This window comes from Paenibacillus barengoltzii G22 (genome assembly GCF_000403375.2).
In the GTDB taxonomy this organism is placed as follows: Bacteria; Bacillota; Bacilli; order Paenibacillales; family Paenibacillaceae; genus Fontibacillus; species Fontibacillus barengoltzii.
Genome location: NZ_KE159653.1, coordinates 797,076 through 813,110 on the forward strand (window position 1 = coordinate 797,076; position 16,035 = coordinate 813,110).

The following is a 16,035-nucleotide window of genomic DNA, read 5'->3' on the forward strand; positions in this document are numbered from 1 at the left end:
TTACGCAGTTAGCGTTATTTCTATCCGGTGAACAGCTCCTTTCGGCAGCGCTTCGATCACATGACGCGGAATAAGGCAGCCCCCTTCACGAGAACTGGAATCCAGTGTTACGCCATTGAGGGCAACCTGACCAATTCGATAGTCCCCGTATTCGGCACGCTGCAGGTTACGGTAAACAATCTGCAACTGACGTCCGGCGAAACTGGTAATCACGGACGCTTCTCCCGCTGCATCAAATTGCTCTGCCGTCAGCTTCGGTTCCAGACGCAGATCGCCGTAATCGCCTTTGACCCCGTATACTTCCGTCAGCAGCGTCAACAGCAGCCAGCTGGCCGATCCCGTTAAATAAGTATACATGCCCCGGCCCCGTTCGTTAATATATTCCGGAATCCCGGGATACATCCGGCTGCGTTCAAAATCCGCGGACAAGTGGTAAACGGAATCCAGTACTTGCTTGCCAGCCTGGACAAACCCGCGCTTATATAGCGCATTAGCGTACATCACCGTCATGTGGCTGAACATCGCCCCGTTTTCTTTATGGCCAAAAGCAAACCCAAACGCCCGCCCCAAATTCTGCTGAATTTCACCAAACCGCGAATTTAGCCGGTAACCGATGCGTTCATCCTTGAGATAATGATCCACCGCTGCTGTGATTTTGCCAACTTGCTCCTCGGTCGCAATACCGCCCATAATTGTAAACACTTGTCCGGTTAACGTCATGCGCACCCCGTTGGGATGGTCTCCTTCCACCCGTACAGCATCGTTGTTGTAATATCCGTTAAACCACTCAAACCCTTCCGCACTGCGAATCCATTCCTGCTTCCGTAAATGTTCAAACGCCCAATCCGCTTTCCGCCGAAGATCCTCTGCCACTTGCTGTAGGCTAAACTTCCGCTTCCGCCCGCTAACGGCAGGCACAACGGAATCAAAATAACGTTCCAGCAGCTTCTGCTTCGCCGAAATGCTGTCATAGTTCACCGGCGTGTCAAGGCTATCCAGCAGCACGGCGATTTCTTCGGCAATCTCAATCGTGTCCGTTCCTCCCGGCGCTTGCGCTAATCGAGGAAGCAGCTCGGAGAGCTCCCGCAAATTGCTGGCATAAAACGCCGTAAATGCGACGCTTTCCCCACATTCCGGCGCCATATCTAATCCGTCGTTCCAGTCTGCGCCTTCCAGCTTCATATTGCCATTTTCGCCTACGTTAAAGAACGGCACGATGTTTTGCAGCAGGATATGCTCCAAAATGCTTCCTTCATAAGTCCGCCCATCCTGAGTCAACAGCTTGTTCCCCTGCTCCGGCGTCCAGGACAGATCCCGTTCCTTACAGCGTTTAGTGAAAATATCGCGGAAGTACGTCTGCGGCTTCAGCAAAAAGCCGAGGTCCCCGCTCTGATGAATATACAAGAGCGTCGTTAACAGCGGCCAAGCCCCATGGTCCATCCATACCCGCGGAATATTGTTACGGTCAGCGATAAATTCGCCCGGCTTCGCGCCGATAATCGTTGCGTTACTGCCGTCGATCCGCACGCCGGCGTAGTTGTTATACAATAAATGCCCCACCTCATCCGGCTCCATCACCAGCAAAGCCAGACAGTCCTGCCATAGATCACGCCAGCCGCGTCCGCCGCGTCCATAATCATGATATGGGAGAAATGAGTTTCCATATAAACGGCGCAAAATCGGCTGTAGTGTCACCCATTTCAGCCAGAGATCATGTTGTTTATCCCCGGAATGAAAAGCGAGCGTATCGAGCTTCCCCAGCCAATAAGCTTCGTTCTCCTCCAGCAGTTCATCAAATCGCGCCTCAGACAAATAGGCAGCTGCCATGCGTTTCGTATCAATTCGGTCATCAGCGATCATCATGGCTACGACATAGGCCACCGATTCCCCCGGTGCTAGCTGGGTCGTAGCGAACCTGAGCGCGCCGACCGCCTCATATCCCTCGATCTCTGCGCCTGCTTCAACATCTGGCTGGCGATGGTCAACCACCGCCTGCGGCCAGTCTAAAGCCCCGCCCTCACCGATGAAGTCCTCGGTCACCGGGAAGAATCCAATCGGAGGGGTACCGTCCTGCGTAGCTCCAAAGACGCCGTAGGCCGTTTTGTTCACACGATGCCCGCGCTCATCGAACGACAGCGCCGGTTGAACCTCTACGCCGTAAGCGGAGGTATAGATCCGGTGGAGCAATGAGGTCACATGCCGGTGATCCCGCAGATCGTCAGCAGAACGCGCATACAGCGGAATCGCAGCAGTTGGGGTGATGGCGAGCTCCTGATCCCCGGTATTGGTCAGCCGAACTTTCATTAGCTCGATTTTATCGTCCGTCACAGGAACGAAGCTGGTGATTTCAGCTCTTAAATTTAGACGATTGCTTTCCCGGGTGATTTTATGCCATAGGAACCCGGCTTCCAGCGACGTGTTCTCTTTCTCCTCTGAAAATAACGCCGCATTTTGACGCGCGGAATTTCCCGTTACAGACCAAGCCCCATAACCATCAACATAGATCCAAAAGTTCCGAGCCGCTTTGGAGTTATGTAAGCTCTCCACCGAGATCGGTTCCAGCAGGAATGAATTATGTCCGGTTGTCGCTTGCCCATGCAAATTGGGAGATACCGAGGACATCATCCCCGCTTCATTCACCAAAGGAAAATACAAATAACTGCTTAACTCAGGCTGCTCAAGCCGAAACACCCCCTCGTTCCCCTCAAATCTCCAGCCGCTTGTCGCCATTTCCCTCATCCCTTTCGTTGAATTCAAAAAAACCAATTTCAAAAAGGGTCGAAACCGGTTTCGATAACTTCATTATCTGATCTATCTCTCGGTTTGTAAAGGGTTTCAAGTCGCAAAAAATAAAACCTCCCCATCCGTTTGAATGGGGAGGTTGTTTGTATGATAGCTTTATTCGACTTACAGATCGTAATAAAGACCAAATTCGTAAGGATGTACACGAACTGCAACGGCTCTCGCTTCAGCGCGTTTCATTTCTACGAAGTTGTCGATGAACGCTTTCGTGAAGACCCCGCCTTGAGTCAAGAACTCATAGTCGTTTTCCAAAGCGTTCAGCGCTTCGTCCAGGGAACCTGGAACGCTGCGGATCGTTGCTTTCTCTTCATCCGACAGCTCGTAGATGTTCTTGTCGAACGGTCCATAGCCCAGTTTCACCGGATCGATTTTGTTCTTGATCCCGTCGAGACCAGCCATCAGCATAGCGGAGAAGGCCAGGTATGGGTTCGCCGTGGAGTCTGGCGTACGGAATTCGATACGGCAGCCTTTTGGCGTTACGGCAGCAACCGGAATCCGGATCGCAGCCGAACGGTTCCCCTTCGAAAATACCAGGTTTACTGGAGCTTCGAAGCCAGGTACCAAGCGTTTAAACGAGTTCGTGCTTGGGTTCGTGAAGGCGATGATCGCCGGCGCATGGTAGAGGATCCCGCCGATGTAGTGCAGAGCAGTTTCACTCAAGTTGGCATAAGCGCCTTTTTCATAGAACAGAGGAGTATCGCCATTAAAGATCGATTGGTGAACGTGCATCCCGCTGCCGTTATCGCCAAAGAGCGGCTTCGGCATAAACGTTGCCGTTTTACCAAATTGAGCAGCCGTGTTATGCACGATATATTTGTAGACCATCAGGTTATCTGCCGTTTTCAACAGCGTGTCGAAACGGAAGTTAATTTCCGCTTGACCGGAAGTTGCTACTTCGTGGTGGTGACGTTCTACTTGAATGCCCGCTTCTTCAAGCAAACGGCACATTTCGCTGCGGATGTCTTGTTGCTTGTCGGTTGGTGCAACCGGTACATAGCCGCCTTTAACCGGCACTTTATAACCCAGGTTGCCGCCTTCTTCCGTACGGCCCGTGTTCCAAATCGCTTCCTCGGAATCTACCGAGTAGAACGTTTTGTTCATGCTGCTCTCATAGCGAACATCGTCAAAGATAAAGAACTCGGATTCTGGAGCAAAAAATGCTGCGGTACCAACGCCGCTTTGCTTCAGGTACTCTTCTGCGCGAACTGCTACGCTGCGCGGGTCGCGCTCATAACGGTCGCCGTCCGGCGTATAGATATCGCAAAATACGTTCAACGTCGGATGTGCGGTAAAAGGATCAACAAATACAGAACCATGGTCTGGCATCATAACCATATCGGATTCTTCGATACCGCGGAAGCCAGGGATCGAGGAGCCGTCGAATGCAACGCCGTTTACGAAGGTTTCCTCAGTTACTTGGCTCGCAGGAAGTGTAATGTGATGTTGACGTCCCGACAGATCAACAAATCGGAAATCTACCCACTCGATTTGCTTTTCCTTGATTGTTTTTAAAACGATCTCTGCTGACATAATCTTTCCTCCCCAAATCACGAACATTAAATCTTATTTTTGCGTTTAACGTTCATCCTTTATTATGATTATGTCGTCATTATAGGACTATGGGGGTGAAGTCGTCAATAGTTATGTAAGGTATTTTTACACGCAAAATAAGGTATTATTACGCATAGTACAAAATAATAGACAAATAGTATAAAAGCCCACTCACCGCATGGGGAATGGGCTTTCGGATTTTATAAAATCTGTGAAAGCGCTGCACATGTTGGCCTATCTTACACGCGAAGTGCAGCTTTTGGGGTATCAAAACGTTTACCTACCAATGGCGCCAACTTCTCCAAATCTTGAAGTAACGCAGCGAACTGGTCCGGGAACAAAGACTGTACGCCGTCACCGGTCATCGAGTTGTCCGGATCGGTGTGCATTTCGATAATCAGACCGTCTGCGCCGGCAGCTACGGAGGCTTTCGTCATCGGTTCCACCAGCTCACGGCGGCCCGTACCATGGCTCGGGTCAGAGATCACCGGCAAATGGCTCAGGTTCTGCAGCACCGGGATTGCCGACAGATCCAGCGTATTACGGGTGTACGTTTCGAACGTGCGGATCCCGCGTTCACATAACATAACGTTCGGATTCCCGCCCGCCAAAATGTACTCGGCCGCGTTCAGGAACTCATCATAAGTCGCACTGAAGCCGCGTTTCAATAGTACCGGCTTGTTGATCGTACCCAGCTTGCGCAGCAAATCGAAGTTCTGCATGTTACGCGTACCCACCTGCAGAATATCGGCATATTCAGCGCACACGTCCACATATTCCGGTGTCATGACCTCCGTAATGGTCAACAGACCATGCTTCTTGCCTGCCTCCGCCATCATAATGAGGCCTTCTACACCGATGCCCTGGAAGCTGTAAGGACCTGTACGCGGCTTAAATGCACCGCCTCGCAGCACCTGTCCGCCGGCTGCTTTTACGAGACGCGCGATCTCATCGATTTGTTCCGGCGATTCTACGGCACAAGGGCCGCCCATCACAACCAGCTCGTCACCGCCAATCTTAACGTCACCGATCGAAATGACCGTATTTTCAGGATGGAAGTCCCGGCTGGCCAGCTTGTAAGATTTTGAAATTTTGATGACATTCTCAACGTCCTTCATTTGCCGAAGATGTTCAGCCAGCTTTGGTTCAATCGTACCGATCAATCCGATCACAGTCCGATCTTTCCCACGTGATACATGGGTCTGCAGGCCTTCCTTCTCGATAACAGCGATAATCTCCTGAACGCGCTCCTCAGGGGTTTGGTTTGAAGTAATAACGATCAATTCGATCCCATCCTTTCTTCTATTAGGCGATGCGTGTACGAGCTAAAAACAAATATACGAATGCACAATCACTGTTTTGCTTGAACGCTTGTGTGCTTTTAAGCTTTTAACCACTAAAGTAACTATAGCCGAATTCATCTCTCCCGTCAACCCTAATCACTATAGGCAAATGTGGAATAAGCCGACCTTTCTTCTAATACAATTTCATCTCTGCCCCTTATCAAAAGGGATAATGCAAATAAGAGGGCGCCTAGCCCCTCCCACGGACAAAAACAAAAAGACCGGAGAACTCTTCTCCGGTCTTTCGTGAAGATGCTTATCTTCCGACGAACTCCTGTGCCCAATACCCGTTGTAATAGCCAACCCCAATCAGGTTGTAGTTCGCGTTCAGAATATTTGCACGGTGTCCTTCACTGTTCATCCAAGCGTTGACGACTTCAGCCGGCGTTTTTTGCCCCATGGCAATGTTCTCGCCTGCATAGCCGAATTGAATGCCAAACTTCTTCATCATGTCAAACGGGGAGCCGTACGTTGGAGACGTATGACTAAAGTAGTTGTTATCGCTCATATCCTTCGCTTTCGCCAATGCCATCTTGTTCAGCTCGGCATCACCGGTGAGCGGTTTCAGGCCTTGCTTTGCACGCTCCTGGTTTACCAGTTGGATCACTTCCGTTGCAAATTGCGACTTGTCAGTTACCGCACCCTGCGTATTACCGGTAGTGCCCTGCGTAGTACCTTGTGTTGTACCTTGTGTTGTACCTTGAGTCGTGCCTTGCTTCGTTCCAGATTGCGTCTGGCCGCCCGTAGTGCCTTGGTTACCGCTTTGGACCGGCTTCGTTGGATAATATTGATTCCAAGGAATGGTGAAGTAGTTCGTCCAAGTATTTGCATTCGTGCCGTACGTAGTATATACCTTATAGGTCGTATAGGTTTTCGTCGTAATTGTATTCGAGGCCGCCGAGGCCGATGCTGGTACAATGATTGCTGCTGCCAACATTGCAGTAAGTCCACCTGTTACCAAACGCTTCAGTCGATTCGATTTCATTCGATCATCTCCTTCGTTGTAGTGAATCTCTTAGTTACATTTTTGTAACCTTTCTACAACGAGTATAACATGAATCGACTTCTATTGAACCCCATAAATGTTGGTAAATGCATGAAAACCGCGATGGGACGCGGTTTTCAGCTCTATGAATCTATTGTTTATTCACCTTTGTTTCGTGCTCCGACCTTCACAGGAGGTAACAATTTCGCTAGATTTACCGTACGAACGATCTCCCAAGTTGACGGGTCTTCCGGATCATATTGCTCCAGATACTGAATGACTTCCTTCGTAATTGGCGTTGGCGTCGATGCCCCCGAGGTGACCGCTACTTTGCGGACCCCTTCCAGCCATTCACGCTTCAGCTCTGTAATGTCCGCGATGCGGTACGCCTTCACTCCGGCAATCTCTTCAGCCACTTGAGCGAGGCGGTTGGAGTTGTTGCTCCGCGGATCGCCGACCACGATCACGAGGTCAGCCTGACCCGCCTGTTCCGCAACTGCCTGCTGTCGCAATTGGGTCGCAAGACAGATTTCATTGTGCACCTCAGCGCTCGGATATTTCTCCAGCAATTTTTTCATAATATGCTTAATATCCCACTGGCTCATCGTCGTTTGGTTGGTGATGACGATTTTGTCAGCGGTGAGATGAAGCTGATCGATCTCTTCTTCCTTCTCGATCAGGTGGACCTTGCCTGGAGCTACTCCTATCGCACCTTCCGGTTCAGGATGTCCTTTCTTGCCGATGTAGATGACTTCATATCCGTCGGCAACCTTCTCCTCAATTAATACATGGGTCTTCGTGACGTCAGGGCAAGTGGCATCCACTGTGGTGAGCCCTTTCTCCCGGGCCAGCTTGCGAACCTCTGGAGACACCCCGTGAGCGGTAAAAATCACCGTCCCGCTCTCTACCTTGTTCAAAATCTCCAGACGGTTCGGACCGTCCAACGTAATAATTCCCTCGTCCTCAAAGGAGTTCGTGACATGGCTGTTGTGCACAATCATGCCAAGTATATAAATCGGTCGCGGCAGATCCAGGTTCTGCGCTGCCTGACGAGCCAGAACCATCGCATCTACAACGCCGTAGCAATAACCGCGCGGTGTAATTTTAATGACTTCCATCCTTTATCCCTACTTTCTAATCCCCCAGATTCCTGACGGAGGGGAGCCACTCTATTATAAACTATTCCGGCAGAGCATTAAAGACAATAGGGAGCCAGATGATAAAGGTCGTCCCTTCACCGCGTTTGGTCAACACTTCCACCGAGCCTTCATGCTCGTCGATGATCCACTTGGCAATCGACAAGCCCAATCCAGTCCCTTGTATCATCCCGCGAGACGGATCCGCCCGATAGAAGCGTTCAAAAATATGCGGTACCTCGCTGCGATCCATTCCGATGCCCGTATCCGCAATGCGGATGCCAATTTGCCCCCCGGATCGAATCGCATCGATCGTGACACTGCCCTGCTCGGTATATTTAAATGCATTTTCAATAAAAATAAACAGCATCTGCTGCAAATAATCCTTGCTGCCATTTACCGTCACGCCGTCCAGCGCTTGCAGATCTCCTTGGACCCACTCCGCTTTCCTTGGCAAAAATTGTGCCCGGCGGACCACTTCCTCCACGACCGGAGCCAACTGGATGTGTTCCTTCGTTAACGTCTGCCCTGCATCGGCCCGGGCAAGTGACAACAAATCGTTCACCAGTCGGCTCATCCGCTCGGACTCTGCGGCGATGTCGTCCACCGCTTCCAATGAGAAGCTGCGCACCTGCTCTTCTTCGCTTGGACTGCGCTGCTCCACATCCTGGGACCACATCCGTTTTAATAAATCCACATTGCCGCGTATCGTCGTCAGCGGCGTTCGCAGTTCGTGGGAAGCGTCCGAGACGAATCGGCGCTGAGCCGAATACGCTTCATCCAACTCTCTGTAGAAGCCTTCGGTTCGGGCCAGCATGTTATTCACGGTTCCGATCAGCTGGCCGATTTCATCGTTTGGCCCCTCGTAGTCAATTCTGACACTCAAGTCATTCCCGGTCTGAATACCGTTGGCCGCCTCAATGACCTTACCGATAGGTGCCATCGATTTGCGCGCCAGAAAATACCCCAGCGAGCTGGCTGCGAGAATCGTAACGATCGAACCAAATAGCAGTACGGTGCTCATCCGGCCCATCAGCTTGTCTTCAGCGCCCGTATAAGCGGCTAACTGAATTAAGCCAATCAATTGGTTATCCAAGGTGATCGGGAGCTGATACAGCAAGAAGGAATGATTGTACAACTGCACTCGTTTAAAGCCCGCAATTTTGCTCACCGAATCCCCGGCGGGAACCGGAAACTTCATATTCCAATTCAGCAAGTTCTGCGAATAGCGCGTGTGACCGTCCGTATAATTGTGGATCTGCACAAACAGTTGGGCGTCCTCCAACCGATTCGCCTGCATCGGATCCAAATACAAGTCAAGCCCCTGGGTGATGCTGTAGCTTTGGGAGTTCTTAATCCGATTGGCCTGATCCTCCAACCGGTTTCTCACTTCCTGATACGTATTGTATCTAACCAGTCCATAGATCGAAGCGCTGAACAGGATCAACGTGACGGCCAAAATTCCGGTATACCATGCAGTTAGCCGCAGCCGGATCGACATACTTAAGCCTCTCCTCTCAGGATGTAACCGGCCCCGCGGATCGTTTGAATGACGCGCTTGCCGCCGTGCTCCTCCGTCTTCTGACGGAGCATGGCAATATAGACCTCCAGCACATTCGACTCCCCGCTGTAGTCGTACCCCCAAATTTTATCCATAATTAAATCTCGGGTGAGCAGACGTTTCGGATTTTGCATGAACAGATGGAGCAGCTCGAATTCCTTCGCCGTCAGCTCTAGCCGTTGACCAGCCCGTGTCACCTCCCGGGAATCCAGGTCCATAATGATGTCCTCAAAGATCAAACGCTGGCTGCCGGACCCGACGCCCGTGTCCTTCCGTCGGAGCAATGCCCGAACCCGAGCCAGCAGCTCCTCCAGCGCAAACGGTTTGACGAGATAATCGTCGGCCCCGATATCCAGGCCTTTTACCCGGTTCTCGACCTCATCCTTGGCGGTTAACATCAGCACCGGCACAGTACTTCCGCCCTCGCGCAGCCGACGGCAGACCTCGAATCCATCTACCTTGGGCATCATTACGTCCAAAATAATCAAATCCGGGTCGGCGCTCAGCATCATGGACAGTCCTTCCGCTCCGTTCTGAGCTGTATACACGTCATAGCCTTCAAATGCGAGGCCGCGCCGCAGCATCGACGTAATTTTCTCATCATCATCTATGACCAAAATCGCCGATCTCACGAGCTATCTCTCCTTTGCCTTCCGCTTGCCATGCAGCAAGCTCTACTCTCTCCATTGTACCAAATCGAACGGCTAACCCGCATCTGGAAGCCAAAAAGGCGGCAGGTTGCTCCTGCCGCCTCTACCGCCTTGGCTGCTTCCTGTGCGAATTAGTTTACGTTGGTAAACTCGTTCTTATCGCCAATCGTAACTTCAAGGTCAATGTTCTTGCCGTTACGCACGACGTTGAGCGTGACTTTCGCACCAACTTGTTGTTTTTGAATAAACTCAATCAATTTCTCTTTGGTCGCAAATTTCGTTCCGTTCGCTCCGGTAATGATATCGTACGGACGCAGGTCGGCGTTATATGCAGGCGATTTGAATACCACATCCGTCACAATGGAGCCTTCCTTCACGTCGGTTTGCATTTGCTTCGCAACTTCCTCGGTCATCGTCATCAAAGTTGCTCCGATGAATGGTACCGGTTTTTGCGGAATTTTCTCGTTGTTTTTCAGTTTTTCCAACACTTCGGTCACCGTGCTGGTTGGAATTGCAAAACCAATCCCCTGTGCATCCGAGCTGACGGCGACGTTAATCCCAATGACTTCACCGTTCAGGTTCAAGAGCGGACCACCGGAGTTCCCCGGGTTAATCGAAGCATCGGTTTGCAGCAAATGCTCGTACTCGCGGTCTTTCTCGCCGTTTTCTCCGGCGATCTTAATGTCGCGCTCCTTCGCGCTCAGCACCCCGGCCGTTACCGTGTGGTCAAAGCCTTGCGGGTTCCCGATCGCAACCAGCCACTCCCCAACCTGCGTGTTGTCCGAGTTGCCCAACGGAATCGAAGGGAAGTTATTATCACCATCGATTTTCAGTACGGCCAAGTCCAGCTCATAGCTGGTACCCAGCACTTTAGCTTCATAAGGCTTATCTGTACCTTGGACGGTAACCTGCACCACGTCGGCGTTATGCACCACGTGTTCATTCGTTAAGATGTAGCCCGTTTTATCGAAAATAAATCCCGATCCGATCCCTGTCGGCACCAGTTGACTCGAACCCGAAGAGGAACCGCCGTTGTTGCTGCCATTGCCGCCAGAGCCAAAGAAGTCATCGCCAAAGAAGTAACGGTAAAAAGGATCGTTGCTGTACGGGTTGCTGCTTCTTTGCTTGCTGGCATCCGTTAACGTTTCAATTTTAACAACAGCCGGACCTGCTTGGTTCACAACTTTCGTCACCTCACCTGAATCCGTTACCGGATACAGTGCAGCCGTTGCTTTGCCGGACAAATCGGAACCACTGCTATTGGATGTATTGCTTGATGCCGGTACCGAAGAGGATGCCGCCTGATCCGGGGTAAACAAGTTCGCACGGTCCGCATAAAACATCGCGCCGGTCATGATCAGCATGCCGGCTAAGACACCGGCGATCACCGAACGAACGGAGGATTTACGCTGCGGTTTAGTGTTGTATTGCCAGTTCGCACTTTTGGCAGCCGGCAAGCTGCTGCGTCCATCTCCATTTGATCCGCTTGTGGATTCAGCCGCGCTGCGAATCATTTCATAGGAAGAAGGATAAGGTTTCAGCGGCTGCGGTTTCGTCACTTCTACTTCTTCAGGTTGACTCTGCGAGTATCCAGTTGATTGTCCAGACTCCTCGTTGTTTTTTCCATAGGATTGAAAAGGTCCGTAAGAATAATAATAGGAAGAGCTCGACTCCGAAGATTCTTGACGCTTCGGTTCATTGGTGTTGTTCGTGTCCTCTTCAAAAGGTTGGCTCGATTTATTTTTTTGATCATCCATCTTGATTGACCTCCTTCCCCCGAGTGGTTCAGGGGTAACTTGTTTTTCTTGCTTTCTTGATTTTTATTCTGTACCAGAAACCTTAAACATACATTAAAAACAATTAAAAAGGAGATAAAAGCTAGAATGGTGCATTACAGATTAAAAAATAGCGCCCCATCAGGCGCTATTTCCGTATAATCAATCTATGAACGCCCTACCCAACCTTGCCGGTGGGCATAGATTGCCAACTGCGTGCGGTCCTCCAGCTCGCATTTCATCAGCAGGTTGCTGACGTGGGTTTTGACTGTTTTAATGCTGATATGCAGCTCCTCGGCGATGTCCTTGTTGCTTTTTCCCTCAGCAATTAACAGCAGCACTTCCTTCTCCCGCTCGGTCATCCCCGAGTCATCCCCTTGTACGGTACGCTGACGAAGGCCGCGGGTGAGAGCCTGGGCCACTTCGCCAGTCATTACTGGCATCCCGCGGTAGGCTCCTTGCAACGCATAGATCAACTCCTCGGCGGAGACGGTCTTCAACACATAACTGACCGCGCCGGCCTCAACCGCCTGCACAACGAGATCATCCTCCAGGAAGCTGGTGAGAATTACGATTTTCATATCCGGAAACCGATTCCGCACTTCCTTGGTTGCTTCGGCTCCGTTCATTTCCGGCATCATCAAATCCATCAGAATGATGTCGGGCAGCCCCTCCGGCAATCCGCGTTCCAACATCTCTACCGCCTCACGCCCGTCTCCGGCCTCGGCGATCACCTCAAACCCCGGGTCTTGCATCAAATACGTCTTTAACCCCATTCGTACCATGTCATGGTCATCAACGATCATCACCTTGATCTTGCTCATCCGCAGCTCCCCCTTTTCCTTCCTCAAACTTCGGAATATGCACCCGAATTGTCGTTCCTGCTCCAGGCTTACTAATGATTTCCGCATGGCCGCCAAGCTTCTCCGCCCGCTCCTTCATTGTCGTTAACCCGTAGGAGCCCTGTTTTTGATGCGTGTTGCTAAAGCCTAGCCCGTCATCACTGATACTCAGCACCACTTGACGCGGACCCTCTCGCAACGACAGGCTGACCATGCTGGCTCCGGCATGCTTTACAATATTCGCCATCGCTTCCTGGATGATAAGGAACAGCTGATGTTCTTTCGCTTCCGACATATCCCCCTGGATGTCCATATCCTTAATCCCTTTGAGTCCGTTCTGCCGGCAATAGTCAGGAAACCACTGATCCAACGCCTCAGCCAATGATTTGCCAACCAGCTCCATTGGACGTAACTGGGCGATGAGGGCACGCATCTGCTTTTGCGCCGTATTCGACATCTGGATCAGCTGATTCAGCACCGTTTCGGCCTGGGCTGCGTTGTTTTCCAGCACCTTCGGCAAAGAGGAAGCCGCCATATGAATGGCAAAGAGCTGCTGGCTGACGGTATCGTGTAAATCGCGGGCCAGCCGTCTGCGTTCCTCCAGCACCGCTTTTTCTGCAGCCTGCTCCTTCTCAACAACCTCTTGCTCGCCGAGCTGTTGAAGCAGCTGCATTTTTTTCTCCATGGCTTCTATCATGTTGTTAAATTCCTGATACACTCCGTTAAAGGTCTGATCTGCCGTTTCCGGCATCCGCACCGATAAGTTCCCCTTGGCGACCTGCAGCATGTTCAGGTGCAAGTGATCGATCTTCCCCTGGATGCGCCGACCAGCGATATAGCCAATAATCAGCGCCAAAACGACGATGCCTGCCATATCGTAAATCCACACCGAGGAATCGCTAACTACGATGACCCCGGTCGTCGTTCCGATATAGAAGGCAACCGCCGTCAGGCTGCCGGTGAGCAAGAAATAACACAACAGCTCCCACTTCGTATTCATCAAGATCCGCCGCACAATCATCAGGTTACCCTACCATGTTCACTTTAACGTCGCCGACAAATACGCTGACAATCAGCTTAATCCGCTTGCTGGCTTCGCCATAATACGGAGATTCCGCGGTGACGCTGCTCATGAAGCCGCCTTGCTTCTGCGTCAGCACTTTCAAATCGCCGATGAACGCGCTGGAAGTGGCCACAATCCCGATATCCATATCGTCAGGGATGAACACTTTTACATCGCCGATGAAGGACGAAACGTTAATTTTGGTTTCCCCGTAAGGAATTTGTGCCTTCGTCAGGTCAATAATCGTATCGCCGATAAAATGAGAGATATTCATCGGTTTCAGTTGGAAATAATCCTGACCCAAGTGAACATCACCGATAAAACCACTCTTCTGGATGACCGGTCCATGACCTCCTAAACCGCTATCCTGCTGGTGGTGTCCGAAATTCGGAGAGGAAAACCGCGATTTTTCCTGCTTCGCTGCTTCTTCCTTCTCTTTCTCCTTCTCCATCGAGCCGAAAATCGAATCCAGCGGAGACTCCATCTCCGGATGGAATGTTGGCGGCGGTGGATCAAGCGGCGGCATCGGAGGCGGCGGAAAATCGTCGCGCCGTTTGCGCCGATCCGGATCACACGGTTTGAATATGACGAACAACCCGCCGATGATTAATATCACCGGGAAGAAGAAGCGGAAAAAGTCGCCCGGACTTAAGTCGATAAAATTCAGATTGCGAGCCAGAAAATACCCGCCAATGAGCAGTAATACGACACTGCCGATAAAGTTACCGCCCCGCCAGCCGCCGTTAGTTAAGTTCGCTAACCCTCCTAATATCAAAAACAAGGGCCAGTAAGTCGCGAATATTTCACCGATGCTGAAATCGGTCACTCCGAGCTGATTCAGAAGAAACACGCCCCCGATCCCGACCAGCACCATCCCTCCAATTAATCTTCCAAATAACCCATTTCTCATATCGTAACCTCCAATGGACTGCCTCTTACTAATGCCAGTTTACCTGAAGGATAAGGTGATGAACAGCGGCGCGGGATGGAAAGCTTGATCGGTCTCGAGACCGAGGAGAAAGGGAATATATGTAAAAAGCGCCCCTTATCGGGACGCTCTTTTCGCTCTATGCGATCATTATTGTTGTTTGTTCACTGGAGTCGTTGCATTGCGAGAAGCTTTCGCTTTCTGAGCAACGGTTGCTGTGCTTTCTTCAGCAAATTCCTCATTAAACTTCTCGTTCGGTGTTTTGTAACCTGGAGAAGCGGCTTTCTTTTGATTTGCCATGATTCTTCACCTCCCTCTCGCATACGCCAATTTTGTGGATTCGTCGGCGTTTTCGCAGCCCCTAGTCGTGGACCACGAACCTTATTATGCGAACTGGGAAGATGAATTATGCGAGCGAAAAAGCGAAAGTGAGCGAAGCTTAAATCGCCTTATCCCAAAGGTTTTCGGGAATTTCCTTGTTCACTTCCATCGCTTTGCCAAGCTCCTTCAGCATCTCTTCGGTTAACTTGCCGTCTCCTTTGCGGACCACCTGGACCTCAACCTCTTTTTTGCCCCATTCCTTATAAACCTGCTTGATGGTGTCAAAATAAAGGTCGATTTTGTGCCCGCGGATTGCTGAGCCTTTATCAGCAACAACACCGTAGCCATACCCCGGAATATAAAGGATCGTACCAATTGGAAAAATCTTTAAGTCGGCAGCAATCGTCGAGACGGTATCTTTGTCACGCCGCACCCGAACACCTGAATACGTAATGCCGTATTGCGGATGGTTGGGCTTCTTGCCGGTGGATTCATAGCCGGCGGTATAACCGGTTGCCAGTACTTTGACGGTTTCCACCGCTTTTTTCTTGCGTTCAGGCTGAGCTTGTTCAGCCTGTTTATGTTCCGGATTCATCATGATGCCCCGTTGATATTGGTATTGTCGTGTTGTTCTTACCGCTTGCAGTTGCTGCGATTGCTTCAGCTCCAGCCATTCTGCGTAATTCCGATATTGCTGGTTGGCGTATATGCTTTGCGGCTGGAAGCCCCCAGCCGGCAGATCTGCTGCCATCGTAAATACAAGCAATCCTGCAAGCAAACAGCGTGTACTAAACTTGTGCCAGAAATGAAATTGGCGCATGAGAAAACCTCCCCCTTATTCGAAAGGTTTTCCACATACGCCCAATTCTATACATCCTTGCTTTTGAGCACGAATCCATTCCATGCTCGCATCTTGCTCCCAACTGCAAAAGTGCAGTTCATTTTACTAAATCCCCTCACTTTGGGCTTCTTAAATGTAAAAACGGCTAGGCCCCCTAAATCCGGAGTCCTGACCTACAAGTTTTGTGTTATCGCAGTCCAGCTCATTTTCTTGTGTGTTTACATCGATTTATGGAAC

Annotated in this window: 13 protein-coding genes; all 13 read right to left on the reverse strand. The window is 50.8% G+C overall.

What is annotated here, in order from left to right; all coding sequences use genetic code 11:
* Positions 1-2,757, reverse strand: coding sequence for a GH36-type glycosyl hydrolase domain-containing protein (locus C812_RS12025; protein WP_244268311.1), 2,757 nt, complete (start codon positions 2,755-2,757; stop codon positions 1-3).
* A gap of 150 nt (positions 2,758-2,907) precedes the next feature.
* Positions 2,908-4,332: a type I glutamate--ammonia ligase gene (gene glnA, locus C812_RS12030; RefSeq protein WP_016312928.1), complete on the reverse strand. Its 1,425-nt coding sequence runs from the start codon at positions 4,330-4,332 to the stop codon at positions 2,908-2,910.
* 260 nt (positions 4,333-4,592) lie between these two features.
* A complete protein-coding gene (gene aroF, locus C812_RS12035) occupies positions 4,593-5,636 on the reverse strand; it encodes a 3-deoxy-7-phosphoheptulonate synthase (protein ID WP_016312929.1) in 1,044 nt (347 codons plus the stop codon).
* Between the two features lie 316 nt (positions 5,637-5,952).
* The gene (locus C812_RS12040; RefSeq protein WP_016312930.1) at positions 5,953-6,681 is read right to left on the reverse strand and encodes a CAP domain-containing protein; all 729 of its coding nucleotides are present in this window, start codon (positions 6,679-6,681) and stop codon (positions 5,953-5,955) included.
* A 158-nt stretch (positions 6,682-6,839) separates the two neighbouring features.
* On the reverse strand, positions 6,840-7,799 hold the full coding sequence (locus C812_RS12045) for a 4-hydroxy-3-methylbut-2-enyl diphosphate reductase (protein ID WP_016312931.1): 960 nt from the start codon (positions 7,797-7,799) through the stop codon (positions 6,840-6,842).
* A gap of 61 nt (positions 7,800-7,860) precedes the next feature.
* Positions 7,861-9,318: a sensor histidine kinase gene (locus C812_RS12050; protein WP_016312932.1), complete on the reverse strand. Its 1,458-nt coding sequence runs from the start codon at positions 9,316-9,318 to the stop codon at positions 7,861-7,863.
* Between the two features lie 2 nt (positions 9,319-9,320).
* Complete coding sequence (locus C812_RS12055; RefSeq protein WP_016312933.1) at positions 9,321-10,010, reverse strand: response regulator transcription factor; 690 nt, start codon at positions 10,008-10,010, stop codon at positions 9,321-9,323.
* Between the two features lie 149 nt (positions 10,011-10,159).
* A complete protein-coding gene (locus C812_RS12060) occupies positions 10,160-11,785 on the reverse strand; it encodes a S1C family serine protease (RefSeq protein ID WP_016312934.1) in 1,626 nt (541 codons plus the stop codon).
* Positions 11,786-11,970: 185 nt separating this feature from the next.
* The gene (locus tag C812_RS12065; RefSeq protein ID WP_016312935.1) at positions 11,971-12,627 is read right to left on the reverse strand and encodes a response regulator; all 657 of its coding nucleotides are present in this window, start codon (positions 12,625-12,627) and stop codon (positions 11,971-11,973) included.
* Entirely contained in the window at positions 12,599-13,666 is a 1,068-nt protein-coding gene (locus C812_RS12070; protein ID WP_036625127.1) for a sensor histidine kinase, read from the reverse strand. Before C812_RS12070 ends, C812_RS12065 begins: the two co-directional genes overlap by 29 nt.
* Before the next feature lie 4 nt (positions 13,667-13,670).
* The gene (liaF, locus tag C812_RS12075; protein ID WP_016312937.1) at positions 13,671-14,618 is read right to left on the reverse strand and encodes a cell wall-active antibiotics response protein LiaF; all 948 of its coding nucleotides are present in this window, start codon (positions 14,616-14,618) and stop codon (positions 13,671-13,673) included.
* A gap of 168 nt (positions 14,619-14,786) precedes the next feature.
* A complete protein-coding gene (locus C812_RS22560; RefSeq protein ID WP_016312938.1) occupies positions 14,787-14,936 on the reverse strand; it encodes a hypothetical protein in 150 nt (49 codons plus the stop codon).
* A gap of 139 nt (positions 14,937-15,075) precedes the next feature.
* Positions 15,076-15,777, reverse strand: a complete 702-nt coding sequence (locus C812_RS12080) for a 3D domain-containing protein (protein WP_016312939.1) — start codon at positions 15,775-15,777, stop codon at positions 15,076-15,078.
* Positions 15,778-16,035 lie beyond the last annotated feature (258 nt).

Bases quoted from the DNA above. Each gene is read 5' to 3' on its own strand.
- glnA (WP_016312928.1), bottom strand. From the start codon at position 4,332: ATGTCAGCAGAGATCGTTTTAAAAACAATCAAGGAAAAGCAAATCGAG.
- C812_RS12040 (WP_016312930.1), bottom strand. From the start codon at position 6,681: ATGAAATCGAATCGACTGAAGCGTTTGGTAACAGGTGGACTTACTGCA.
- C812_RS12045 (WP_016312931.1), bottom strand. From the start codon at position 7,799: ATGGAAGTCATTAAAATTACACCGCGCGGTTATTGCTACGGCGTTGTA.
- C812_RS12050 (WP_016312932.1), bottom strand. From the start codon at position 9,318: ATGTCGATCCGGCTGCGGCTAACTGCATGGTATACCGGAATTTTGGCC.
- C812_RS12060 (WP_016312934.1), bottom strand. From the start codon at position 11,785: ATGGATGATCAAAAAAATAAATCGAGCCAACCTTTTGAAGAGGACACG.
- C812_RS12065 (WP_016312935.1), bottom strand. From the start codon at position 12,627: ATGAGCAAGATCAAGGTGATGATCGTTGATGACCATGACATGGTACGA.
- C812_RS12070 (WP_036625127.1), bottom strand. From the start codon at position 13,666: ATGATTGTGCGGCGGATCTTGATGAATACGAAGTGGGAGCTGTTGTGT.
- liaF (WP_016312937.1), bottom strand. From the start codon at position 14,618: ATGAGAAATGGGTTATTTGGAAGATTAATTGGAGGGATGGTGCTGGTC.
- C812_RS22560 (WP_016312938.1), bottom strand. From the start codon at position 14,936: ATGGCAAATCAAAAGAAAGCCGCTTCTCCAGGTTACAAAACACCGAAC.
- C812_RS12080 (WP_016312939.1), bottom strand. From the start codon at position 15,777: ATGCGCCAATTTCATTTCTGGCACAAGTTTAGTACACGCTGTTTGCTT.